The organism is Kribbella sp. NPDC055110, assembly GCF_053607525.1.
Genome location: NZ_JBSGTS010000030.1, coordinates 66,075 through 88,400 on the forward strand (window position 1 = coordinate 66,075; position 22,326 = coordinate 88,400).

The 22,326-nt window shown below is 68.5% G+C and carries 19 protein-coding genes; 5 read left to right on the top strand and 14 right to left on the bottom strand.

The window, feature by feature from the left end; genetic code table 11:
* Nucleotides 1-42: 42 nt before the first annotated feature.
* On the top strand, nucleotides 43-594 hold the full coding sequence (locus ACWF0M_RS33045; RefSeq protein WP_452239666.1) for a GNAT family N-acetyltransferase: 552 nt from the start codon (nucleotides 43-45) through the stop codon (nucleotides 592-594).
* Here the strand turns inward: ACWF0M_RS33045 and ACWF0M_RS33050 are convergent.
* Nucleotides 563-1,324 carry a class I SAM-dependent methyltransferase gene (locus ACWF0M_RS33050; protein ID WP_452239667.1) on the bottom strand — a complete coding sequence of 254 codons (762 nt, stop codon included), beginning with the start codon at nucleotides 1,322-1,324 and terminating at the stop codon, nucleotides 563-565. The two genes, ACWF0M_RS33045 and ACWF0M_RS33050, sit on opposite strands and share 32 nt — an antisense overlap.
* Nucleotides 1,321-2,253, bottom strand: a complete 933-nt coding sequence (locus tag ACWF0M_RS33055; RefSeq protein ID WP_452239668.1) for an SDR family oxidoreductase — start codon at nucleotides 2,251-2,253, stop codon at nucleotides 1,321-1,323. Before ACWF0M_RS33055 ends, ACWF0M_RS33050 begins: the two co-directional genes overlap by 4 nt.
* Before the next feature lie 97 nt (nucleotides 2,254-2,350).
* Between ACWF0M_RS33055 and ACWF0M_RS33060 the strand changes: the two genes are divergently transcribed.
* Nucleotides 2,351-3,016: a TetR family transcriptional regulator gene (locus ACWF0M_RS33060; protein WP_452239669.1), complete on the top strand. Its 666-nt coding sequence runs from the start codon at nucleotides 2,351-2,353 to the stop codon at nucleotides 3,014-3,016.
* Here ACWF0M_RS33060 and ACWF0M_RS33065 read toward each other — a convergent pair whose 3' ends face one another.
* From ACWF0M_RS33065 to sigJ, 4 genes are all read right to left on the bottom strand, one after another.
* Nucleotides 3,017-3,868 carry an HAD family acid phosphatase gene (locus ACWF0M_RS33065; protein WP_452239670.1) on the bottom strand — a complete coding sequence of 284 codons (852 nt, stop codon included), beginning with the start codon at nucleotides 3,866-3,868 and terminating at the stop codon, nucleotides 3,017-3,019.
* Between the two features lie 105 nt (nucleotides 3,869-3,973).
* Nucleotides 3,974-4,444 carry a GNAT family N-acetyltransferase gene (locus ACWF0M_RS33070; RefSeq protein ID WP_452239671.1) on the bottom strand — a complete coding sequence of 157 codons (471 nt, stop codon included), beginning with the start codon at nucleotides 4,442-4,444 and terminating at the stop codon, nucleotides 3,974-3,976.
* The gene (locus ACWF0M_RS33075; RefSeq protein ID WP_452239672.1) at nucleotides 4,441-4,791 is read right to left on the bottom strand and encodes a DoxX family protein; all 351 of its coding nucleotides are present in this window, start codon (nucleotides 4,789-4,791) and stop codon (nucleotides 4,441-4,443) included. Before ACWF0M_RS33075 ends, ACWF0M_RS33070 begins: the two co-directional genes overlap by 4 nt.
* Nucleotides 4,788-5,639 carry an RNA polymerase sigma factor SigJ gene (gene sigJ, locus ACWF0M_RS33080; RefSeq protein WP_452239673.1) on the bottom strand — a complete coding sequence of 284 codons (852 nt, stop codon included), beginning with the start codon at nucleotides 5,637-5,639 and terminating at the stop codon, nucleotides 4,788-4,790. The genes ACWF0M_RS33075 and sigJ overlap by 4 nt, the downstream gene beginning before the upstream one ends.
* Before the next feature lie 96 nt (nucleotides 5,640-5,735).
* Between sigJ and ACWF0M_RS33085 the strand changes: the two genes are divergently transcribed.
* Nucleotides 5,736-6,665: a hypothetical protein gene (locus ACWF0M_RS33085; protein ID WP_452239674.1), complete on the top strand. Its 930-nt coding sequence runs from the start codon at nucleotides 5,736-5,738 to the stop codon at nucleotides 6,663-6,665.
* Here the strand turns inward: ACWF0M_RS33085 and metH are convergent.
* The 5 genes from metH to ACWF0M_RS33110 form a co-directional block, all read right to left on the bottom strand.
* The gene (gene metH / locus ACWF0M_RS33090; protein WP_452239675.1) at nucleotides 6,550-10,152 is read right to left on the bottom strand and encodes a methionine synthase; all 3,603 of its coding nucleotides are present in this window, start codon (nucleotides 10,150-10,152) and stop codon (nucleotides 6,550-6,552) included. The two genes, ACWF0M_RS33085 and metH, sit on opposite strands and share 116 nt — an antisense overlap.
* A gap of 169 nt (nucleotides 10,153-10,321) precedes the next feature.
* A complete protein-coding gene (locus ACWF0M_RS33095) occupies nucleotides 10,322-10,855 on the bottom strand; it encodes a TetR/AcrR family transcriptional regulator (protein ID WP_452239676.1) in 534 nt (177 codons plus the stop codon).
* An 18-nt stretch (nucleotides 10,856-10,873) separates the two neighbouring features.
* Nucleotides 10,874-12,286, bottom strand: coding sequence for an MFS transporter (locus ACWF0M_RS33100; RefSeq protein WP_452239677.1), 1,413 nt, complete (start codon nucleotides 12,284-12,286; stop codon nucleotides 10,874-10,876).
* An 857-nt stretch (nucleotides 12,287-13,143) separates the two neighbouring features.
* Nucleotides 13,144-14,685: a S1C family serine protease gene (locus ACWF0M_RS33105; protein WP_452239678.1), complete on the bottom strand. Its 1,542-nt coding sequence runs from the start codon at nucleotides 14,683-14,685 to the stop codon at nucleotides 13,144-13,146.
* A 466-nt stretch (nucleotides 14,686-15,151) separates the two neighbouring features.
* Nucleotides 15,152-16,294 carry an epoxide hydrolase family protein gene (locus ACWF0M_RS33110; protein ID WP_452239679.1) on the bottom strand — a complete coding sequence of 381 codons (1,143 nt, stop codon included), beginning with the start codon at nucleotides 16,292-16,294 and terminating at the stop codon, nucleotides 15,152-15,154.
* A gap of 63 nt (nucleotides 16,295-16,357) precedes the next feature.
* On the opposite strand from ACWF0M_RS33110, the gene ACWF0M_RS33115 reads away from it, so the two are divergent.
* Together ACWF0M_RS33115 and ACWF0M_RS33120 are read left to right on the top strand one after the other, a co-directional pair.
* Nucleotides 16,358-17,302, top strand: a complete 945-nt coding sequence (locus tag ACWF0M_RS33115; protein ID WP_452239691.1) for a helix-turn-helix transcriptional regulator — start codon at nucleotides 16,358-16,360, stop codon at nucleotides 17,300-17,302.
* Nucleotides 17,303-17,482: 180 nt separating this feature from the next.
* Entirely contained in the window at nucleotides 17,483-18,304 is an 822-nt protein-coding gene (locus ACWF0M_RS33120; RefSeq protein WP_452239680.1) for an alpha/beta fold hydrolase, read from the top strand.
* Nucleotides 18,305-18,312: 8 nt separating this feature from the next.
* Here the strand turns inward: ACWF0M_RS33120 and ACWF0M_RS33125 are convergent, their stop codons facing one another.
* From ACWF0M_RS33125 to ACWF0M_RS33135, 3 genes are read right to left on the bottom strand one after another with little or no spacing between them, the layout of a single operon-like run.
* Nucleotides 18,313-19,941, bottom strand: coding sequence for a phospholipase C (locus tag ACWF0M_RS33125; protein ID WP_452239681.1), 1,629 nt, complete (start codon nucleotides 19,939-19,941; stop codon nucleotides 18,313-18,315).
* A gap of 20 nt (nucleotides 19,942-19,961) precedes the next feature.
* Entirely contained in the window at nucleotides 19,962-21,167 is a 1,206-nt protein-coding gene (gene efeB / locus ACWF0M_RS33130) for an iron uptake transporter deferrochelatase/peroxidase subunit (protein WP_452239682.1), read from the bottom strand.
* Nucleotides 21,164-22,282: an EfeM/EfeO family lipoprotein gene (locus ACWF0M_RS33135; RefSeq protein ID WP_452239683.1), complete on the bottom strand. Its 1,119-nt coding sequence runs from the start codon at nucleotides 22,280-22,282 to the stop codon at nucleotides 21,164-21,166. Before ACWF0M_RS33135 ends, efeB begins: the two co-directional genes overlap by 4 nt.
* Nucleotides 22,283-22,326 lie beyond the last annotated feature (44 nt).

Below are 22,326 nucleotides of genomic sequence, written 5' to 3' on the forward strand. Positions count from 1 at the left end.
AGTACGACGGAGCCGAGCGCGCAGTCTTGACATGATGTCGGGATGTTCGCCGACACCGACCGCCTGATCCTGCGCCGTTTCAGGCCAACGGACGCCGAGCGGTTCGCCGCGTACCGCTCGGATCCGCAGGTCGCCCGCTTCCAGTCCTGGGAAGCGCCGGTGCCGCTCGCCGAGGCGCAGCGGACGGTCGAGCGGTTCGCGCGGGGCGATCCGGAGGCGCCCGGCTGGTTCCAGTACGCGGTCGATCTGGACGGCGTGCTGATCGGGGACCTCGGCCTGAACCTGAACGAGAACCTGATGCAGGCCGATCTCGGGTTCACGCTCGCGCCGGAGTACCAAGGCCGCGGGTACGCATCCGAGGCCGTGCGCGGGCTCCTCCACCACCTGTTCATCGACCGCGAGCTGCACCGGGTCTCTGCCGAGTGCGACGCCCGCAACACCGCGTCGGCACGGCTGCTCGAACGCGTCGGGTTCACCCGCGAAGGCGAGCGGCCGGCCAACTCGTGGTTCAAGGGTGAGTGGACCGACGACCTACTGTTCGGCCTGCTCCGCGACGACTACCTCAGCCGACAGCCGCCCACGCCCGCGCCGTGAGGCTGATCGAGCCGTCCGCCGCGATCGGCAGCCGTTCCTGTACGGCGTCCCGCAACGCCTCCTGATCCGCCGGATCCAGACTGCGCAGGTACGCGGGCGCCACGCCCTGCCCGCCAAGGAACGGCTGCCAATAATCGTCGAACGACGCGAACTCCGTCGGTACGACGATCTCGCGCGTCCGCACCGCGGCGAACCCGGCCTCGCGGAACAGCCCCTCAAGGCCTTCCGGCGTACAGAACGGGAAGCGGCGGCCTTCGTCGTGATCCCGGTCCTGCGGGCGTACGTCGGCCATCGCGTCGAAGAAGTACCGCATCAGCTGCATGCCGCCGGCGTAGTCCCACACGTAGACCGCGACCGTCGTACCGATCTCGCGCATCCGGCGCAGCGCCTCGACCCGCTCGGGGATGAAGTTGAGCACCAGCCCGGCGACGACCACGTCGTACGGACCGTCCGGGAGCTCGGCCGCGGACCGGACCTCGAAGCCGGCCCGCGGATCTTCGACAGCCTGTCGTGCATAGCCGATGAAGCCCTCCGACGGGTCGACACCGAGCACGTACGCCGGGTCCGCCGCCTCGAGGATCGTGCTGGTCAAAGCGCCCGTACCGCACCCGACGTCGAGCCAGCGCAGTCCGGCCGGCTGCTCCAGCCAGCCGACGAACTCGGGCGCGACGAGGCGGCTCCAGCGGCCGACGTACGACTCGTAGATTCCGCCACTCGACCACTCAGTCACTTGGGCAGGATAGACGGGAGCGAAACGCCCGTCAGGCCCTCGGCAACCGTCCACAGGCGGGCGTTGGTCGCGGGGTCCAGCGCGCTCTTCGGCGCTTCGACCAGCTTGGTCGGGCCGACCAGACCGAAGATGCCGGAAGGACCGTAGTAGGCGCCCGATCGAGCGGCTGGGTCGGCGGCGGCGAACAGCAGCGGCTCGGCGCCGATCTCGACGTCCTGCTTCGGGAGCGGGTTGAAGCGCATGCCCACCCGGTTGAGGAGCGACGGTCGCTCCCGGCCGAGCGCGGCACCGGCGCTCTGCAGGTTGGTGCGGGTGTACCCGGGGTGCGCGGCGATGCTGAGCAGGCCCCAACCGCCGTCGGCGGAGAGCCTGGCCAGGTGGTTGCTCATCATCAGGTCCGCGAGCTTCGATTGCGCGTACGCCGCCGTACGCCGGTATCGGCCGTCCCACTGCAGGTCGTCGAAATGGATCCGGCCGAAGTTCGCGGCGCCGCTGGCCATGGTGGCGACCCGGGGCCTGGGAGCGGCGAGGAGCAGCGGAAGCAACCGTACGGTGAGCGCGAACGGGCCGAGGAAATTCGAGCCGAACTGCAGCTCGAAGCCGTCCTTCGTGGTGATCCGGGTCGGCGGGACCATCACGCCCGCGTTGTTCACCAGCAGGTCCAGGTGCGGCTCGTCGGCGGTGAGTTGCTCGGCGAACTCCTGAACGGAGGCGAGGTCGGCGAGGTCGATCCGCCGCACCTCGAGCTGGGCGGCCGGGTGCGCGGCCAGGATCTCCGCACGAGCCGCCTCCCCCTTGGCAGGGGTCCGGACCGCGAGCACGACCCGCGCACCGGCGGCTGCGAGCCGGGTGGCTGCCTCCTTGCCGGTCCCGCTGTTGGCGCCGGTGACGACGGCGAGCTTGCCGGTCTGGTCGGGGACGTCGTACATGTTCCACACTCCATAAAAGACTGATGGTCTGTTATGGCTCGACGCTATCAGACCGTCGGTCCGATAACAACAGACCGCTGGTCTGTAGACTGTGGGCATGACTTTCCAGCGGGCGCGCAGGCCCGAGCAGCGGGCCGAGCGGCGGCGGGCGATCCTCGCGACCGCGGCCGCGATGCTGACCGAGATGCCGGTCGCGGACGTCAGCCTGAACGAGCTGAGCCGTCGCGTCGGCCTGGCGAAGTCGAACGTGCTGAACTACTTCGACTCCCGCGAGGCCGTCCTGCTCGAACTGTCGAGCAGCGAACTGTCGGCCTGGGTGCAGGACATGGCGAGCGCGGTGGCAGACAGCTCACCTGCGTCGACGACCGACGAACGGTCCGAGCGGCTCGTCGCGGCGATCGTCGACACGCTGGCGAAGCGGCCGGTGCTCTGCGACCTGATCAGCACGCAGGCAGCGGTGCTGGAGCGCAACATCTCGACCGAGACCGCGCTCAGCTTCAAGCGCGCGGCCATGGTCTCGTACGAACAGATGACCGCGGTGGTCGCCGGCGTACTCCCGGAACTCGGCCCGGAGGGAGGGGGCCGGTTCATCGCGGCCGCCAGCCTACTGGCGGGCGCGATCTGGACCCACTCCCATCCGGTGCCGGCGATCCTCGCCGCCTACGAGACCGACCCGGCGCTGAGCGCGATCCGGATGGACTTCGAGCCGACGCTGACCGAGGCCCTGCGCACCTTGCTGTACGGCGCGTTGCCCCGCAACTGATCAGGGCAGGTAGTAGTTGGGGTTCGGGAGCTTGAAGGTGCGGTCGGCGAAACCGCCCTTCAGGTCGGAGAACTGGTCGCCGAAGTTCGCGACGATCTCGTAGCCGAGGGACTCGATGTGCGCGCGGGTGGCCGACTTGTAGTGGATCGTCGTACACGATCCGTTCGGGTCACCTGCGCAGGCCGCCTTGAGGTAGTCCGGGTAGTTGGCGACGGTCGGCTTGGTGAACAGGCCGTCCTCGCCGTTGCTCAGTGCGGTCGGCTTCGGGTAGCCCGCGTCGACGCCGACACCGTCCGCGGTGAGGTTGCCCAGCGTCGCCTGCTCCTGCGCGGCGCCGCGGCCGGTCAGGAAGAAGATCGCGTACCCCTCACGCTCGGCCGTCTTCACCAGATCGACCATGCCGGGAACGGCCGGGAACTTCTGGTTCAGCACGTAGTCCGCGTTGGTGGTCGGGTTGTACGCCCAGTTGCTGGCGATCTCGTAGTTCCAGGTGGCCAGCGAGGTGTCGTCGACGTCCAGCAGGATCGCCTTTGTCTTCGTGGTGTGGTGCGGCAGTGAGATCCAGCGGGTCCCCGCGGCGGCGGCCTTCTGCGCTTCCTGCGCGTAGTTGCTGTCCGCCCCGAAGGTGCCGGAGCCGAGCGGGTCGCCGTAGTAGTTGCGCAGCTGCTGACGCAGTACGTCGATGTTGGTGACCTGCTTCTCGCTGTGCGGTGTCGACGTCTGGATCGCCGGCTGCGGCGTCGCGGCGCCGGCCGAGTACGCGACTCCGCCGACGACCGATGTCATCGCGACCGCGGCGACGCTGGTCAGGACCATGCGGCGGGACGGCCGGCGCCAGGAACGGAATGCCATGGTGACCTCTTCAGAGAAACGGGGATGCTTGCTAAGGCAAACTAACCCCGCTCCGGGGCGGTCGGCGGTACGGCGATCCGAGATTCAGGGGAATCCTGCGTTCGCTCACACCTGCTTCAGGTACCGGTGGCACGGAACCGGCAACGTTCCACGTTCGGTCGACGCCGGATAGTCGAACGCGCCGCCGTCCGTCCAGCCGCTGCGTTCGTAGAACCGGCGCGCCCGCGCGTTGCCGGTCACCACGGCCAGCCAGGCCTCCTGGTGACCGCCCGCCTTCACCTGCCGCTCGGCTTCGGTGAGCAGCGTCCTGGCGACACCCGATCCGCGATGGTCGCGAGCGACGTACACCTGCTCGACCTCGGCGTCGACCACCATCACGAAGCCGGCGATCTCGCCATCGACGACGGCGACCGTGGTGTCCGCGACCCGTTGGGCGGCGCGGGTCCAGAACGACTCCTTGGTCCGGATCGCGACCAGTTCGTCCGGCACGTGTCCCAGGTGACCGTCCTGCCAACCGGCGTACCAGATCGCAGCCACCGCATCGGCATCCTCGGCAACAGCAGGTCTCACAGTCATGCCGCCAGGGTAAGTACCAACGAGGCGCACGCCATGCCGAGGAAGAACACTGCGAGGAAGAACTGCGCTGTGTAGTCCGCGACGCGCACGTGCGTGTACAAGGCGCACACGAAGAACAACACCAGCCCGATCGCCGCAGCCGCGATCAACGCTGGCAGTTGGACGAGCAGACCGGCGAGCAGTCCCGCGGCGCCAGCTGTTTTCAAGGTCCCGATCGGGAAGGTGAGCCAGGATTCCGGTACGCCGGCCTTCACCATCCCGGGCAGGATCGGCTTCCAGTGCAGCAGCGCGGCGACCCCGGAGAAGGCGTTGATCGCAACGGTCACCAGGACGACGGCCGTCCTCATCGAATCTCCACGTGCGCGAGCTTGTCGGGGTTGGTGATCGCGTAGATGCCCGTGACCTCGTTGCCCTCGACCTCGAGCACGATGACGGCGAACGGCGTGTCACCGGACAGCAGCAGTGCCGACGGGTCGCCGTTCACGGTCCGGTAGCGGACGTCCAGCGACGCCACTGGACGACGTACCCGATCGCCGATCAGCAGCGGTCCGATCCGGTCCCGGCCGAGCACCGGATGCAGCCCGGCCGCGCGGGCCTTGCCGCCCCCGTCGGCCCACAACGTGACGTCCGGCGAGAGGACCGCCATCAACGCGTCGAGATCACCGCCGACGATCGCGTCGACGAACCGCTGCGTCACCTCCAGCCGGACCTGCGGATCCGCGGTGAACCGCGGCCGTCGCGCCTGGACGTGCTCCCGCGCGCGATGGGCGAGCTGCCGTACGGCGGACGGCGTCCGTCCGAGGATCTCCGCGGTCTCGGCGAGCTGGTACCCGAACACCTCGTGCAGCACGAACACCGCCCGCTCGAGCGGCGACAGCGTCTCCAGTACAACTAGCACTGCTAGCGAAATCGTCTCGCTCCGCTCCACCGGGTCGATCGGCATCACCAGGGGCTCTGGCAGCCACGGCCCGACGTACTCCTCCTTGCGGCGGTTGATCGACGTACGACGAGCCAGCGCCGCGTTCACCGCGACGCGCACGAGGTACGCCCGCGGGTTCTGCACGCCGGAACGCCCCGACCAGGACAGCCAGGTCTCCTGCAGCACGTCCTCGGTGTCCGCGACGCTGCCCAGCACGTTGTAGACGATCGAGAACAACAGCTCCCGATGCGCGAGGAACTCCTCGGTTGTGTTCATACCGCTTATGAGGTTTCCGGGCGGCGAAATGTGACATCGCCCGGATGAACCGGCCGCGCACCTACGCTGAACCCGTCGCTCTCAGCGAGGAGAACAATGGCTACTGGTCTGGTCCACACCGGCGATCCGTGCGTCGCCTGGGGAGAGTCGGTCGTAGAAGCCGTCAGCGAAGCCACCAATCGCGTCGTCCGCTGGCGCGGCATCGACGTCGTCGTCCAGCCGAACAACCGCGAGCCGATGAACGCGGTCCACTCGCTCCGGTCGAACGACAGTCCCCTGTTCCTGCCGGAGGAGCTGGCCGACGCGGTCCGCCGGTACGACGCCGGTAAGCCGGCACGTGGCGATTCGGAACGGCTGGTCCGGGCCACCGGGCACACGATGTCGCAGTCGGCCGGTTTGAGCAGCCCGCTGTTCGACCACATCGGCGGGCTCCACGAGCAGGAGGCGGTCCTTGACGAGGGGCTGGCCGACGTGTGGACCCAGGAACGACTGGCGAAACTCTGGCCGAAGACCGATTCCGCAAGGTTCGTCCCCGTCGCCGAGGTGCCGGACTTCGCCTTCGCCGGCCGGAACCCGGCGGCGGCAGCGGCAGCACGTGACCTGATGACGGAGGTCGTCCGCCAGCAAGGCCCCGGCGCCCCGGTCGGACCTGACGACTACGCCGCCCTCTCTGAGGCGTTGATCGCGACGAAACCCGAGGATCGGTTCGACGAGATCCTCAAGCTGCTGCCGGGCACCGACGAACTGTCGCCGCCGGACCGCTTGCGCGCAGAGGTTGCCCTCCGCAACGGGTTCGCCGAGGCTGTCGCCAAGGACGACCCGTCGCTCGCGACCGCTGCCGTCCGGACGGCGTCGGAGCGGATCGACCCACAACTCCGACGGCTGGTGGGAGATCCGGCGATGGCCCCGGTTACTGCGGGTCGTACGCCAGGTTCGGACGGAGCCAGCGTTCGACCTCAGCGAGCGGGAGATTCCGCCGTACGGCGTAGTCCTCGATCTGATCGCGACCGAGGCGGCCGACGCTGAAGTAGCGCGACGCCGGGTGCGCGAAGATCAGACCGCTCACCGCCGCGGCCGGCGTCATCGCGAACGACTCGGTCAGCCCGAGGCCGATCTTGTCCGCCGCGAGCAGCTCGAACAGCTCCTGCTTCTCGGAATGGTCCGGGCTCGCCGGGTACCCGAGGGCGGGCCGGATACCGCGGAACCGCTCCGCGTGCAGATCCTCCAGCACCGGCTGTACGTCGGGCTCGAACCACGCCCGCCGCGCCTCCAGGTGGATCCACTCCGCGAACGCCTCCGCCAGCCGATCGGCCAGCGCCTTCACCATGATCGCCCGGTAGTCGTCGTTGCGTTCCTCGTACGACTTGGCCAGCACCTCCGCGCCATGGATCGCGACGCCGAACCCGCCGAGATGATCACCGGACGGCGCGATGTAGTCGGCGAGGCAGCGGTTGTCCCGCCCGGCCGGCTTCTCGGTCTGCTGCCGCAGCATCGGGAACGACCGGTCCAGCCCGTCCAGGACGATGTCGTCGCCCTCGCTGTGCGCCGGCCAGAACCCGTACACGCCCTCGGCGGTGAAGGACCCGTTCGCGATGATCTCGTCCAGCAGCGTGTTCGCGTCGTCGAACAGCTCACGCGCGACCGGCTGCTCCAGGATCGCCGGGTACTTGCCCTTCAACTCCCAGGCCAGGAACAGGAACTGCCAGTCGACCATCTCGCGCAGCGTCTCGATGCTTGGGGAGACATAGCGCAGCCCGGTGAACGCCGGCACCGGCAACTCGCCGTACTCGACCTGCTCCTTGTTCGCCCGCGCCTCGGCCAGCGTCAGCAGCGGGGCGCGCTGCTTGTTCGCGTGCTGCTCGCGCAGCCGTTCCTGCTCGATACTGTTGCTCTTGGCAAGCTCTAGAGAGCGGTCGGAGTCGAGCAGGTCGGACACCACTCCGACCACACGCGAGGCGTCCAGGACGTGCACAGTGGTGTTCTCGTACGCCGGTGCGATCCGGACGGCGGTGTGCTGCTTCGAAGTGGTCGCGCCGCCGATCAGCAACGGGAGCTTCAGCCCGCGCCGCTGCATCTCGTCGGCCACCGACACCATCTCGTCCAGTGACGGTGTGATCAGCCCGGACAGGCCGACCGCGTCCGCGCCCTCGGCCACCGCGGTGTCGAGGATCCTTGCCGCCGGCACCATCACGCCGAGGTCGATCACCTCGTAGTTGTTGCAGCCGAGCACCACGCCGACGATGTTCTTGCCGATGTCGTGGACGTCGCCCTTCACGGTCGCGAGCACCACCTTGCCCTGGCCGCGGACGGCCTCGGCGCGACCCTCGAGCCGGGCCTGCTCCTTCTCCGCCTCCATGAACGGTTCCAGGTAGGCGACCGAGCGCTTCATCACGCGGGCGCTCTTCACGACCTGCGGCAGGAACATCTTGCCGGCGCCGAACAGGTCGCCGACCACCTTCATGCCGTCCATCAACGGACCTTCGATGACTTCCAGCGGCCGCGGCAGCTTCTGCCGGGCCTCCTCGGTGTCGTCCTCGATGAAGTCGACGATGCCGTGCACGAGCGCGTGCGACAGCCGCTGCTCGACCGTGCCTTCACGCCAGGTCAGGTCGACCTCGCGCTGCGTCCCTTTGCCCTTCACGTTCTCCGCGAACGCGACCAGGCGGTCGGTGGCGTCGTCGCGGCGGTTGAAGATGACATCCTCGACCAGCTCCAGCAGATCCTTCGGGATGTCTTCGTAGACCGCGAGCTGGCCGGCGTTCACGATTCCCATGTCAAGGCCGACTTGGCCGGCGTGGTACAGGAACGCGGAATGCATCGCCTCACGGACGATGTCGTTGCCGCGGAACGAGAACGACAGGTTCGAGATACCGCCGCTGATGTGGACGCCCGGACAGCGTTCCTTGATCAGCGGCAGGGCGTCGATGAAGTTCTTCGCGTACCCGTTGTGCTCGGACATGCCGGTCGCGACCGCGAGGACGTTCGGGTCGAAGATGATGTCCTCGGCCGGGAACCCGATGCCGGTCAGCAGGTCGTAGGCCCGGCCGCAGATCGCCACCTTGCGCTCGACCGTGTCCGCCTGGCCCTGCTCGTCGAACGCCATCACGACCGCGCCGGCGCCGTACGACATGATCTTCCGGGCCCGCTCGAGGAACTCCTCCTCGCCTTCCTTCAGGCTGATCGAGTTCACGACGCCCTTGCCCTGCACGCATTTGAGGCCGGCTTCGAGGACCGTCCACTTCGAGCTGTCGATCATGATCGGGATCCGCGCCACCTCGGGCTCGGTCGCGATCAGGTTCAGGAACGTCGTCATCGCCTGCTCGCTGTCGAGCAGGTCGGCGTCCATGTTCACGTCCAGCAGGTTCGCGCCGCCGCGCACCTGCTCCAGCGCCACGTCGACCGCGGCCTGGTGGTTGTCGCCCTCGATCAGCCGGCGGAACTTCGCCGACCCGGTGACGTTGGTCCGCTCCCCGATCATCACGAACCCGGTGTCGGCGCCGATCTTGAACGGCTCGAGCCCGGAGAACCGGGTGGTGTGATCGGCCGGTACGACGGTACGCGGCGGCAGTTGCTCCACGGCGGCCGCGATCTGCTTGATGTGGGCGGGCGTCGTACCGCAACAGCCGCCGACGATGTTGACGAGACCGGACTGCGCGAACTCCTCCAGCATGCCGGCGGTCTCGTCGGGCGTCTCGTCGTACCCACCGAAGGCGTTCGGGAGGCCGGCGTTCGGGTGCGAGGCGACGTACGTGTCGGCGAACCGGGCGAGGTCCGCGACGTGCGGCCGCATCTCCGCGGCGCCGAGCGAACAGTTCACGCCGACGACGAGCGGCTTCGCGTGCTCGACCGAACTCCAGAACGCCTCGACGGTCTGCCCCGACAGCGTCCGGCCGCTCAGGTCGACGATCGTCACCGAGATCCACAACGGCAGGTGCGGCGCAACCTCGCGGGCCGCGGCGACCGCGGCCTTCGCGTTCAGCGTGTCGAAGATCGTCTCGATCAGCAGCAGGTCGACGCCGCCCTCGGCGAGCGCCGCGATCTGCTCGGCGTACGCATCCTTTACCTGCTGGAAGGACACAGCGCGGTACGACGGGTCCTCGACGCGCGGGCTCAGCGAAAGGGTCACGTTGAGCGGGCCGATCGAACCGGCGACGAACCGGCCACCGAACTCGTCGGCCGCCTGGCGGGCGAGCCGCGCGCCGGCGAGGTTCATCTCGCGGACGTACTCCTGCAGGCCGTAGTCGCCCTGACCGATGCTCGTCGCGGTGAAGGTGTTCGTGGTGGTGATGTCGGCGCCGGCCGCCAGGTACTGCCGGTGGACGTCGAGGATGAGGTCCGGGCGGGTCAGGTTCAGCACGTCCGGGTCGCCGGTCACGTCGTGCGTGTGATTCTCGAAGCGATCGCCCTGGAAGTCCGGGGTCTGCAGCTTGGCGCCCTGCAGCATCGTGCCCCAGGCACCGTCGAGGATCGCGATCCGCTGATCCAGCAGCTCCCGCAGCGCGGCTTCACTCATCTGCCCAACCCCTCCAGAAGAACTCTCCGGAGGCGCCCTTGCAGTCATCCCCAGGACGAGCGTGGCGGACCTGGGGCCCGTTGCAGCGCCTCTCGGCCTGGATGCTCCATGTTAATGGCGTCACACTCAGCGCCAAGCCCTTTGTCCACATTTTAGGACGGGCGTTCAATCAGTGGATGAGTTGCTGGATCGCCGGCGCGTAGAGCTCGGCGACGGTCTCCAGGTCCGCGGTGGCGATCGGACCGGACTTGTCGATCGCGATCGCGGCACCGAGGCCGAGCAGGTGCGCAGTGATCAGACCGGCCCGGAGCGCAGCGTCCGGTCCGGTGAGGCGGCCGGCGAAGGCGCGGGTGACCTGGTCGCGGAAGTGCTCGCGGATCTGCGCCCGCTCGTCGCCCTTGCCGGCCGCGAACACGACCCGGAGGAGCAGATCCTGCTCGTTCTCCCGGCGGTACTGAACGAGCGCGCGGACGGCGTGCTCGGCAAGCCGCTCATTCGGTGCCGCGAGCAGCAACTGGGCCGCCTCGGTGAAGTCGGCGACCCGCTCGAACAGCGCTTCTTTGCCGCCGAAGTGCTTGACGATCAGGGCAGCGCTGACACCGGCGTCCGCGGCGACCCCGCGCAACGTGACCGCGTCGTACGGCTCCCGTGCGAACGCCTTGCGCGCCGCGCGGAGGATCGTGGCCCGCCCCGGGTCGGTCACGTCGCTCTCACCTCGCAGTCACCGCACAGTCGCCTCGACCGGCACCGGCTCCGGCCGCCGCGCCGGGATGAACATGACCAGGCCCGCAGCGACCAGGGCCGAGATGCCCGCGATCACGAACACGATCAGGTACGCCGACAGCGCGGGCGCGACCCGGCCGCCCGAGGAGATCGTGACGCCGGCGAGCACGCTCGCGACGATCGTGCTGCAGATCGCCTGCCCGATCGTGCGCATCAGCGTGTTGAGGCCGTTCGCGGCGGCCGTTTCGGTCACTGGCACAGCATGCATGATGAGGGCCGGAAGCGCCGAGTACGCAACGGCGGTTCCGGCCGAGACGACCGTTGCGCCGATCACGATCCCGGCGACATTGCTGCTGGTGAAGAGGCGCACGACGTACCCGGCGGCCATCAGCACCGACGCGATCGCCAGCGTGAACCGCGGGCCGCGGGCGGTGGAGATCCGGGCCGATACGGGCGAGAGCAGCACCATCGCGACGCCGCCCGGGAGCAGGCAGAGGCCGCTGACGACGATGGATTTGCCGAGACCGTACCCGGTCCACGTCGGCTCCTGGACGAGTTGCGCCGTCGACAACGAGTTGGCGTAGAAGGCGAACCCGATCAGGAGCGCGCCGAGGTTCGTGAAGAGAACGGCTGGGCGCGCGGAGACACGGAGATCTACGAGCGGACTCTTCGTACGCAACTCGTACCAACCCCAGAGCGGGACCAGCAGGACCGCGACGGCGGACAGGCCGACGATCGTCGTCGTACCCCACGCACTGCTCTTGGAGACCGCGAGCAGCAGGCAGACCAGGAACGCGCTCAAGCCGAGAGCACCCAGGACGTCGAACCGGCCGCTGGTGCGGATCGCGGACTCCGGCACGATCAGCAGCACCAGGATGACGTCGAGCACGCCGAGTCCGAGGTTGATCCAGAACATCGTGTGCCAGTTCGCGTACTCGACCACGAGCGTCGCGGCCGGGATGCCGAACGCGGCGCCGATCCCCAGGGTCGAGCTCATGATCGCGATCGACGGGATGACGCGGCGCGGCGGCAGTTCGTCGCGCAGGATGCTGATCCCGAGCGGGATCACCGCGACGGCCGCGCCCTGGAACGCGCGCCCGACGATCAGCACCGTCAGGTTCGAACTGCTCGCGCAGAGCAGCGAGCCGATGATCATCGACGACAGCGCGATCAGCAGGACCCGGCGCTTGCCGTACATGTCGCCGGCGCGGCCGAGCAGCGGCGTGAACACCGCGCCGGTGAGCAGCGTGATCGTGATCAGCCAACTGACGTCGGACGCCGGGCTGTGCGTGATCGCGGGAAGTTCGGGGAGCAGCGGTACGACGATGGTCTGGCTGATCGACACCAGCACACCGCAAAACGCCAGCGCCGCTAGAACCAGACGCGGACGAGCAGCAGGACGAACAGTCACACGAAGTCCTCACACAGGGGTGAACAGTCGTTTACCCACCAATCGTAAACGCTTGTTCACCCCAGCGGAAACGGACCAGAAAACCACGCCCGTCGCCTCCACACGATCGGTCGGCGCCACTCCCCCAACCACCACCTCACCCGCCACAACCACCTCCCCGCCACCTCGTCCGGCACTACCCCCACACCACCCGGCCCTCCGCGAGCACACCGGCGCGACCACCTCCCCCGCCACCACACCCAGCACGACCACCTCCCGCCACCACACCCAGCGCCACCACCTCCCCGCCACCACACCCAGCGCCACCACCTCCCCCGACACCACACCCGGTGCTGCCGCGGGCGGTGGGGCTGCAGGTGGCGGGGCCGTGAGCGATGGGGCCGTGGGCGATGGGGCCGTGGGCGGTGGGGCTGAGCGCGGTGGCGCTGCGCGGGGTGCTGCTGCGGGCAGTTGGGCTGCAGGTGGCGGGGCCGTGGGTGGCGGGGCCGTGGGCGATGGGGCTGCGTGCGGTGCTGCTGCGGGCGACGTACCCGGGTGAGGTGGGTGCTGGGCGTGCGACGGCTCGTGGGGCGTCCGACGCCTACGCGCGTTCGCTCGGCTGGCCCCCGTCCACCCGGCCTGCTTCACCTCTTGAGTCGTCGAGTCGTGGCGATTGGCTGGCGCCCCGGACCGCGAGTCGTGGATTGTGGCTGGGTTTGACTGCCGATTTCCACGACTCGGTGGGGGCAGCAGAAGATCGGGCCCGGCGCTCCGAGGGGGAGGGGGAGCGTCGGGCCCGATCTGGCGGTCCGCTGACAGCGAGGGGGTGGCGCTGGGTCAGCGGACCGGGTCTTAGGAGTTTGGTGGATGGCTTGTGGTCAGCGGACCGGGCCTGTGATGAGTTGGATGGTTGCCTTGTGGGTCTGGCCGGACTGGTCGGTCCAGCCGACCTCGACCTTGTCGCCTGGGTGCTGCTTGTTGAGCAGTGCGGACAGGGTGTCGGGCGAGGTGACGGCGTGCCCGGCGAAGGAGGTGATCACGTCACCGGCCTGGATCCCGGCCTCGTCCGCGTGACCGTTCGCGACCACGTCGCCGACGACAGCTCCGCTGGTACCGGCGCTGGTCACGACCGACACCCCGAGCATCGCCGAGTCGCCGATGTGTACGACGGTCGACGCCTTCCCGGCCTCGATCTGGCCGGCGATGTCGAGCGCCTGGTTGATCGGGATCGCGTACCCCTCGGTCGTCGTCCCGGCCCCGTTCCCCTGCCCGGACCCGTTCCCGGAGCCATTCCCCGATCCGTTCCCGGTTCCGTCACCAGAGCCGTTGCCCGACCCGTTGCCAGAGCCGTTGCCGGACCCCGAGCCGTTGCCGAACGGGAAGCCACCCGTCCCGTTCCCATCGCCATAACCGTTGCCAGTTCCGTTGCTGTTGCCGTCGCCCCAGGCAGCGAGCGTCGCGGTGGCGGCCTGCGCGGTGGACGTCGCGGTTTGTCCAGGCCGGCCCTGCCCGCCGTTGTTGCCGCCGTTGCCGGCCACGTCGACGCCGACCACCTCGCCGTTCGCGTTCGCCAAGGGGCCGCCGGAGTCGCCAGCCTGGATGTTCGCGTCGGTCTGGATCAGGTCCGTGAGATTCTCCGGGTTCTGCCCGTTCTCGTCGGTCGCGGTGATCGCCTGGTTCAATGCGGTCACCTTCCCGGCCGCATAGCTCGGCGTACCGCCGACACCGCCCGCGTTCCCGACCCCGACCACCTGGTCGCCGAGCTTCACCTGGTCGGAGTTCCCGGTCTTCGCGGTCTCCAGCCCGGACGCGTCCTTCAGCTTCAGTACGGCGATGTCGTGCGCCTCGTCGTACCCGACGACGCTCGCCGTGTACGTCTTCCCGTTGCCGATATCCGTCACGGTGATCGACGTCGCGCCCTCGATCACGTGGTGGTTCGTGAGGACCTCACCGTCGGAGGTGAGCACGATCCCGGTGCCGGCCGCTCGCGCATTCTGGTACCCGAGGACGGTGTTCACGTCGACCAGCCCCGGCGACACCTTCGCCGCCACGGATGCCGCGTCGAACGCCTGCTGCGACAGTTGCGAGCTGTTCCCGCCGGAGCGTTGGTCGATGCCCCAGGCAACCGACCCGGCGACCAGCACCGCAGCGAGCCCGAGCGCACCGGCCCCCAGCAGTCGCCGCCCACGCTTCTTGGGCGGTTGCGGCGCCGGACCGAACGGGTACTGCGGCCCATTCGGCGGCCCGTACTGCGGACCCTGCTGGTACTGCGGCCCGTTCGGCGGACCCTGCTGCGGACCCTGCTGGTACTGCGGCCCGTACTGCGGCACCTGCTGGTACTGCGGATTCGGCTGCTGCCCGTGCGGCTGCCCCTGCTGCTGTCCGCCGTCGTACGGTCCCGGTCCAGCGCTCTCGTTCATCTGGTGTCGCCCTCCTCGGCAAGTTCCCTCTGCCTACGAGTAGAGCTCGCCAGACTGAGAACTCCATCGGCCCAACCAATGAATCACCTGAGAATCCGGCTCGTGTGACAGATGAGCGGGCCAGCTGGGTTCAGCTGGGAGTCACCAGGTGGCCTGACGTCTGTGCACAGGACTGGATATCCCCTCGTGTTGTGGGTTCTCCCCTCGCACACCAGCAGAGAACCCCCAACACGAGGGGATAACCGTCCTTGTGCTGGTGGCAGGTAGCGCAGTCGGCCGGCTGCGGGCTGCGGGCTGCGGGTGCCGGGGGAAGAGACACCTTCTGGGGGGTGCGGACAGGGAATACCGGGTGCGAACCCACCAGAACCTGTCGCACGGTCTCGCGGCTCACCTACGCATCAGGCAGGCGAGCTGGGGAACCGCTCCACGCCGGCGGTGCGTCCACGTCGGCCAGTCGCTTGGGTGGTTAGCCGCGGAGGTTGTGGAAGAACTCTCGGACGTCGGTGACCAGGAGGTCGGGGACCTCTAGGGCTGCGAAGTGGCCTCCGTGGTCGATGTCGGTCCAGCGGGTGATGGTGTTCGACGTCTCGCAGTAGCGGCGGATCGCCACGTCGTGGGCTGTCGCGAGAACCGCCGTCGGGACGCCAGAGTTCGGGCGCGGGGTCCAGTCGCGGGGCTGGGCGTACCCGATGTAGGCGGCCGACCCGCCGGTCCCGGTCAGCCAGTACATCATCACGTTCGTCAGCAGCCGGTCCTTGCTGATGATTGCCTCCGGCAAGGTGTCGGCCGGGTACGTCCAGGCCTTGAACTTGTCCATGATCCAGGCCAGTTGCGCGACTGGCGAGTCGACCAGGCCGTAGGCCAGCGTCTGCGGCCGGGTCGACTGGATCGAGATGTAGCCGAACTCGTCCTGCATGAACTGCGCGATCCGCGCCATCTTGTCCTGCTCCAGCGGCGTCAGCGTCTGCAGCTCCTCGTCGGACATCTGCAGCGGCGGCAGGTTCGTCCCGCCGTTCGTGTGTACGCCGACGACGTGCGAAGGAGCGGCCCGCCCGACCTCCGGTGACACCGATCCGCCCAGATCCCCGCCCTGTACGCCGTACCGCTCGTAGCCGAGCTCGCTCATCAGCGACGCCCACACGCGCCCGATCCGCGGGAACGTCCAGTCGTCGTCCGCCGTCGGCCCGGAGAACCCGAACCCGGGCAGCGCCGGGATCACCACATGGAACGCGTCCGAGGCCTGCCCTCCGAAAGCGACCGGGTCGGTGAGCGGCCCGATCAGGTCGAGGAACTCGACGATCGACCCGGGCCAACCGTGCGTGAGCATCAGCGGCAGCGCGTCCGGCTCGGCGGACCGGACATGGATGAAGTGGATCCGCTGACCTTCGATCTCGGCGGTGAACTGCGGGTACGAGTTCAGCTCCTTCTCGGCGGCGCGCCAGTCGTACGACGTACGCCAGTACTCGACCAGCGACGAAAGCCAGGAGACCGGTACGCCGGTGTTCCAGTCGTCGCCGGGAAGCGGTGCGGGGAGCCGGGTGCTCGCCAGCTTGGCGGCGAGGTCGTCGAGGGTGCTCTGCGGGATGTCGATGCTGAACGGCTTGATCATGTCTAGAACTCTGCCACCTACCTAGGACAGCTTCAGTCCTAAGAAGATGCCAGAATGAAGAACATGATCGAGACCTCGGCACGACTGCTGAAGCTCCTCTCCCTGCTGCAGCAACCCAAGGAGTGGAGCGGCACCGCCCTGGCCGGCGAGCTCGGCGTCGGGGTTCGGACGGTACGGCGGGACGTCGACAAGCTCCGCAACCTCGGCTATCCCGTCGACGCCGTCCCCGGTGTCGCCGGCTACCGCCTCGGCGCCGGCGCCGCGCTCCCCCCGCTGCTGCTCGACGACGAGGAAGCGGTCGCGGTCGCCATCGGACTGCGGGCCGCAGCGAACGGGACCGTGGCAGGCACCGAGGAGTCGTCGGTCCGCGCGCTGACGAAGCTCGAACAGGTTCTGCCGTCGCGACTGCGCCATCGGATCGCGCTTCTCCAGCAGGTCACCGTGACGCCGTCGGGCGGTCCGTCGGTGCAACCCGACGTACTGCTCGCGCTCGCGGCCGCGTCTCGCGACCATCAGCGGCTGCGGTTCGACTACCGCAACCACGACGGTACGGCGACCACGCGGACGACCGAGCCGCACCGGCTCGTGCACACCGGGCGGCGGTGGTACCTGGTCGCGTGGGATCTCGACCGCGAGGACTGGCGGACCTTCCGCGTCGACCGGGTGGAGCCGCGCATCCCGACCGGCCCGCGGTTCACTCCGCGCGAGGTCCCTGATCTCGCGTCGACGAACCGCGGTGTCGCGTACGGCGGCTACCGCTACCAGGCACGGGTGCTCGTCCATGCCCCGGCCGGGCAGGTCGCGGACAAGTTCGGGCCGAATGTCGCGACGGTGACGCCCGTCGACGCGACGACGACACTCGTCGAGACCGGGGCCAACTCGCTCGACGAACTCGCGCTGCACCTCGGCCTGCTCGGCTACCCGCTCGAGATCCAGTCGCCGCCCGAGCTGATCGACCACATCCGCGAACTCACGACGCGCCTGGCAGCGGCGATTCCAGCGCCCTGACAGGGCGTGTCTCCCAATCCCACGCCGTCGCGAGCAGGTGCTCGGCGGAGTGCCTCGGCGAGCGGGAGCGGAGGGGTCGATGTGGTGTCATCGTTCCCTTCGCTCCCGCTCGGCGAGGTGCCCGCCGAGTGCCGCGCAGTAGGCGTGGGATTGGGAGACACGCCCCTGTACCGTTCAGACATGCAGGATCGGTACGTCGAGACCGTGCTTGGCCGGATCCGCTTGCGCATCGACGGGTCGGGGCCCGCGATGCTGTTCTGGCCGAGCCTGTTGATGGACGGCACGCTGTGGTCCGCGCAGGCCGCGCATTTCGCGGACCGTTTCCAGGTGATCCTGGTCGATCCACCCGGGCACGGCGGCAGCGACCCGCTGTCCGGGCCGTTCACGTTCGAGCAGTGTGCGCAGGTGATCCTGGCGATCATCGACGACCTGCAGGTCGAGAAGGTGCACCTGATCGGCAACAGCTGGGGCGGGATGATCGGCGGCACCTTCGCGGCACTGCATCCGGACCGGATCGGCATCGCCGTACTGATGAACGCCACCGCGTCACCGGCCGGACGACGACAGCGGTTCGAGTACGGCGTTCTACTAGCAGCGGCGCAGCTCCTCGGCGGGATCCGCGGACCGCTCACCGGGCCGGTCCGCGACGCTTTCCTCGGCCCGACCGCGCAACGCGAGAAGCCCGAGGTGGTTGCCACGGTCAACGAACTCGCGCGGAAGGTGAACATCAGGTCGGGGCGGCACGCCGTCGCCAGCGTGGTCCCGCACCGTCCCGATCAGCGCGCGCTCCTCGGCAAGATCCGGACGCCGGTCCTGGTAGTGGCAGGTGCGGAGGACGCCACGTTCGGAGTCGCCGAGACCGAGGAGATGGCCGATTCCATCCCGGGCGCGAGGTTCGTCGTACTCGAGCAATCCGCACATCTGGCGGCACTCGAGTCCCCGAAAGAGGTCAACGCCCTGATCGACGACTTCCTCGCCGATCAGGGCGCAAACCCCTTGTAGCTAACGCATCAGCTGACGACGGCCCCGGTCTTCGGGTCCAGAATCAGCTGCTTGGTGTTCGGGTGCGCCCACCAGCTGAACATGCTGTTCAGGCTGCCGGCCCGCTGGTCGAACGAGTGGTCGCCGATCCGGCCGGTCTGCCAGTTGTCCTCGACGAACTTCAGGATCGAGGACTGGTCGGTCAGCGAGTGGTCGACGTGGTTGGTCTTCGCGTACGGCGAGATCACCAGCAGCGGAAGCCGCGGGCCGAAGCCGCAGCGATCCGCGTACCCACCGGAGACCGGCTTGGTGCCGCACAGCGCGGACTGGTCGAGCGCGGCGTCGTTGGAGCCGTTGACGCTCGGCGGCGTGACGTGGTCGTACCAGCCGTCGGAGTCGTCGTACGCCAGCACGATCGCGGTCGACTTCCACTCCGGCGACTTCTGCAGAGCGTTGATCTCCTTGACCACGAAGGCCTGCTCGTCCAGCGGGTCGGAGTACCCGGCGTGGCCGTCCTGGTACTCGCCGGCCTTCAGGAAGCTGACCGCCGGCAGGTTGTTCGCCGCCACGGCCGCGTCGAAGTCCGACGTGTCGTACTGGTGGTTGGCCTGGTCGGTGTGACCGATCGCGGCGACCGACGTCGGAGCCAGGTGCTTCGGGTTCGCCGTCGACTTGTAGTACTGGAACGGCTCGTGGTGCGGGCTGTAGTCGTTCACCGAGTTGCCGCCGACGTTGGTGTGCGCCGCGCCGCAGACGGCCTTGCCGTTCGCGGTGCTGGTCGGCTTGAAGCCGCCCTGGAACCAGCCCCAGGTGACGTTGCGCTGGTTCAGCAGGTCACCGATGTTCTGCCCGTGCATCCCGGCCAGGTTGTTGGTGGACTTGCCGTTGTTGTTCGAGCAGTCGTCGTAGATCGGGTCGGGGTCGTTGGTGATGGTGCCGATCCCGTTCGCGTCCGGCGACTGTACGGCGTACGCGTCGGTGGTCGGCTGCCCCGTCTTCGGGTCGTAGGCCTGACCGCCGTGGGTCTGCCCGGAGATCAGGTTCAGCGCGCCCGGGGTGGACGGGCCGTACACCGTGTTGAACGAGTTGTCGCTCATCGAGTAGTGCTGGGCGTAGTTCCACATCGCGGTGACGGTGTTGCCGTCGTAGTAGTCCATCACCAGACCCGGCTCACCGAACAGCACGGGCTGACCGGTGCACTTGGACGTCTCGGTGAACTCGACGAACTTGTCGTCCTTGCCGCCGTTGACGGCCTTCTGCTCCGCGGAGTAGCCGTGGTTCTGGTCGCAGGTCATCGCCTGCGACGGCGCCAGCCGCTTCGGGTTGTAGACGTTCGGGTTGTCCGTCAGCAGCTTGTTGGTCAGACCATCGACTTTCGGCGTGTGCCGGGCGGCCGTGAACGGCGTACCGTCGGTGTTGGCCGCCTTCGGGTACGTCCCGAAGTAGTGGTCGAACGAGATGTTCTCGCCGAAGATCACCACCACGTGCTTGATCGGCGTGGTCGTCCCCGCCGGGTGGTACGAAGCGGCGTCCGCCGCCGCGAACGCCGCGCCGGCGTTGGTCACCTGCTGGGCGGCGCCGGGGGCGCCACAGGCGGCCAGCACCAAGCCCGTCGCGGCCGCGACGGCCGTGGCGGCGACAGGAAGTCTTGCGCGCATGCCTTCTCCTCCTGAATAACTCATCCGAGCAACGACCGCGCGAAGTGGTCGTTGCCGTCCCGAACACCGGGAAGCACGAAGAAATAGCCGCCACCGACCGGCCGGATGTAGTCGACGAGAGGCTCGTCGGCCAGCCTGGTCTGTACGGCCTCGAACTGCCGGGCGATATCCTGCTGGTACGCGCAGAACAACAGCCCCATGTCCAGGTCACCGACCGCGTCAGTGCCCTTGTCGTAGTTGTAGCCGCGGCGCAGGAACTGGCTGGCGGCGGTGTCCGCGGTGCGTGGGTTCGCCTTGCGGATATGGCTGGTCAGCGGAATCGCCCCGCCGGTCGGATCGGCCGGGTAGTTCGGCAGATCGGTCTCGCTGTTGCCGTCCAGCGGCGCTCCGGAGTCCCGGCGCCGGCCGAACATGTTCTCCTGCTCGCCGACCGACACCCGGTCCCAGAACTCGACCAGCATCCGGATCTGCCGCAGCACCTGGTAACTGCCGCCCTCGGTCCACGCCGGCTCGCCGTTCCCCTTGACCACCCACACGAGCTTGTCGTGGTCGGCCGTGGCCGGCTTCACGATGCCGTCCTTGAACCCCATCAGGTTGCGCTGCGTGCCGGACGGCCGCGGCGGGCTCTGGAAACCGTCGACCCGCCAGCGCAACTGCATCGCGCCCCGGGTGTGCCGGGCGAGGTCCCGCAGCGCGTGCAGCACGGTGTCGGTCTCCGACGCGCACAACTGCAGGCTCAGATCCCCGTGACACAGGCTGTCGTCCAGGCTGTCGTTCGGGAACGTCTTCATCGCCGTCAACTTCGCCGGCTTGCGATCCTTCAGACCGTACCGATCGTCGAACAGGGACGCCCCGACGCCAACGGTGACCGTCAGGTCGTCACCCGGCATGTCCGGTCCGAGTACGCCGGAATCGGCCGGCGGGGCCGTGATACCCAACGGCGCCTGCGCACCGCCCGCGGTCAGCAGCCGCGCCCGATCGGTCAGCGTCCGGAACAGGTCGGCCAGCTCACCCTTGCCCTCGGCAATTACATCGAACGACGCAAAGATCGCCTGCTTCTGCTGCGCGGTGGTGATGCCGGCCTGATGTACGCCGTGGAACGGTACGGACGTCGGCGTCTCCGCGTTGGCGGACAGTTCGGAGCCTGCAACAGCCCCGGTGACCGCGGCTGCGCCCGCCCCCGCGAGTGCGCCGCGCAGGAAGGATCGGCGGCCGACGTCGCTCATGAACCCCTCCGGACTTCGCAGATCGCTGCAACCGGGGCGAGCTTCTCCAGCAGTTCGCCGACCGCGCCGTTCAGCTGCTCCCGGGTGGTCCGGTCCAACTGGTCGACCGGGGTGTTCTGGTGCGCGGTCAGCAGTGTGCGCACGCGGTTCTCCCACTTCTGCACCGCGGGCAGGTCGGCGTAGCGCGGTTTGAGGACCGGGTCCAGGATGGCGAGCACGTTCGCCGTGCCGTTCAAGTTGGCCAGCGCGGTGTTCAGCGACGTACCGCTGCCCTGGTCGTTCTCACCGGACAGCTCGAACTGGAGTGCGTTCTCCATGATCTCGTGGGCACGGAGCCCGAGATCGTTCGGATCGACCTGCTCGTTGGGCAGGTCTTTCTGCAGGCCGTGGACATCGGCCGCCAACTGATCCGCGATCGGCTTCAGCCCAGAGCCCTTGTGCCACAGGCCTTTCTCCAGCGGATGGAAGCCGTTGGACGGTCCATCGATCTTGTCGGCGAAGTCTCCAAAGGCGTCGTACGCCGCGCCGAGCGCGTTGTACGCAAGGTGCGCGGACAGCCAGTCGGCGCGGGCAGCATCCAGATTGCCGGCATCCACGTCCGCGCGCAGCTTGTCCGTCTTGACGGCCAGGTCCGCGACTCCGCGAGCAACCCCGGCCTGGTACTTCTTCACCAGCGGCAACATGTCGTTCTTGGTGACGGGGACGACGGCAGGACCGCCCTGCGCGTCACCCGTCAGCGTGACCGTCGGGCCGGTGATCGCGTCGGTGTCCTCGATCAGGCAGCGGATCGCGTACTGCCCGGCGCCGAGTTGCACGTCCATCGACGCGCTCGTATTCGGGCCTAGACCCTCAACCTCGCCGTACACCTTGTTGCTGCGGACCTCGACGAGGTCGACCTCGGCGGCCGCGTCGCCGGTGTTGTGCACCACAAGCGTCTGCCGACCGGTCTTCGCATCGGTCCAGCCCTGTCCGCACTGGCTGCGGGACACGGCGATCCCGGACGGGCGGCCGGTCGCGTCGGCGGAATCCTCCCAGGGCCGCCAGACCGTGACGCCCACCGCCGCGCTGAGAACGACCAATGCGACAGCCGCCGGCACCGGACGGGGGTTGCGCACGACAGGTCGCTCCTGGAGATCGGCAGATTTACATTCGCCGGCAA

Excerpts from the sequence above, each read along its gene's own strand:
- ACWF0M_RS33125 (WP_452239681.1), bottom strand. The coding sequence starts at position 19,941 with ATGCGCGCAAGACTTCCTGTCGCCGCCACGGCCGTCGCGGCCGCGACG.
- ACWF0M_RS33105 (WP_452239678.1), bottom strand. The coding sequence starts at position 14,685 with ATGAACGAGAGCGCTGGACCGGGACCGTACGACGGCGGACAGCAGCAG.
- ACWF0M_RS33055 (WP_452239668.1), bottom strand. The coding sequence starts at position 2,253 with ATGTACGACGTCCCCGACCAGACCGGCAAGCTCGCCGTCGTCACCGGC.
- ACWF0M_RS33110 (WP_452239679.1), bottom strand. The coding sequence starts at position 16,294 with ATGATCAAGCCGTTCAGCATCGACATCCCGCAGAGCACCCTCGACGAC.
- metH (WP_452239675.1), bottom strand. The coding sequence starts at position 10,152 with ATGAGTGAAGCCGCGCTGCGGGAGCTGCTGGATCAGCGGATCGCGATC.
- sigJ (WP_452239673.1), bottom strand. The coding sequence starts at position 5,639 with ATGAACACAACCGAGGAGTTCCTCGCGCATCGGGAGCTGTTGTTCTCG.
- ACWF0M_RS33075 (WP_452239672.1), bottom strand. The coding sequence starts at position 4,791 with ATGAGGACGGCCGTCGTCCTGGTGACCGTTGCGATCAACGCCTTCTCC.
- ACWF0M_RS33065 (WP_452239670.1), bottom strand. The coding sequence starts at position 3,868 with ATGGCATTCCGTTCCTGGCGCCGGCCGTCCCGCCGCATGGTCCTGACC.
- ACWF0M_RS33045 (WP_452239666.1), top strand. The coding sequence starts at position 43 with ATGTTCGCCGACACCGACCGCCTGATCCTGCGCCGTTTCAGGCCAACG.
- ACWF0M_RS33085 (WP_452239674.1), top strand. The coding sequence starts at position 5,736 with ATGGCTACTGGTCTGGTCCACACCGGCGATCCGTGCGTCGCCTGGGGA.
- ACWF0M_RS33115 (WP_452239691.1), top strand. The coding sequence starts at position 16,358 with ATGATCGAGACCTCGGCACGACTGCTGAAGCTCCTCTCCCTGCTGCAG.
- ACWF0M_RS33070 (WP_452239671.1), bottom strand. The coding sequence starts at position 4,444 with ATGACTGTGAGACCTGCTGTTGCCGAGGATGCCGATGCGGTGGCTGCG.
- ACWF0M_RS33120 (WP_452239680.1), top strand. The coding sequence starts at position 17,483 with ATGCAGGATCGGTACGTCGAGACCGTGCTTGGCCGGATCCGCTTGCGC.
- efeB (WP_452239682.1), bottom strand. The coding sequence starts at position 21,167 with ATGAGCGACGTCGGCCGCCGATCCTTCCTGCGCGGCGCACTCGCGGGG.
- ACWF0M_RS33060 (WP_452239669.1), top strand. The coding sequence starts at position 2,351 with ATGACTTTCCAGCGGGCGCGCAGGCCCGAGCAGCGGGCCGAGCGGCGG.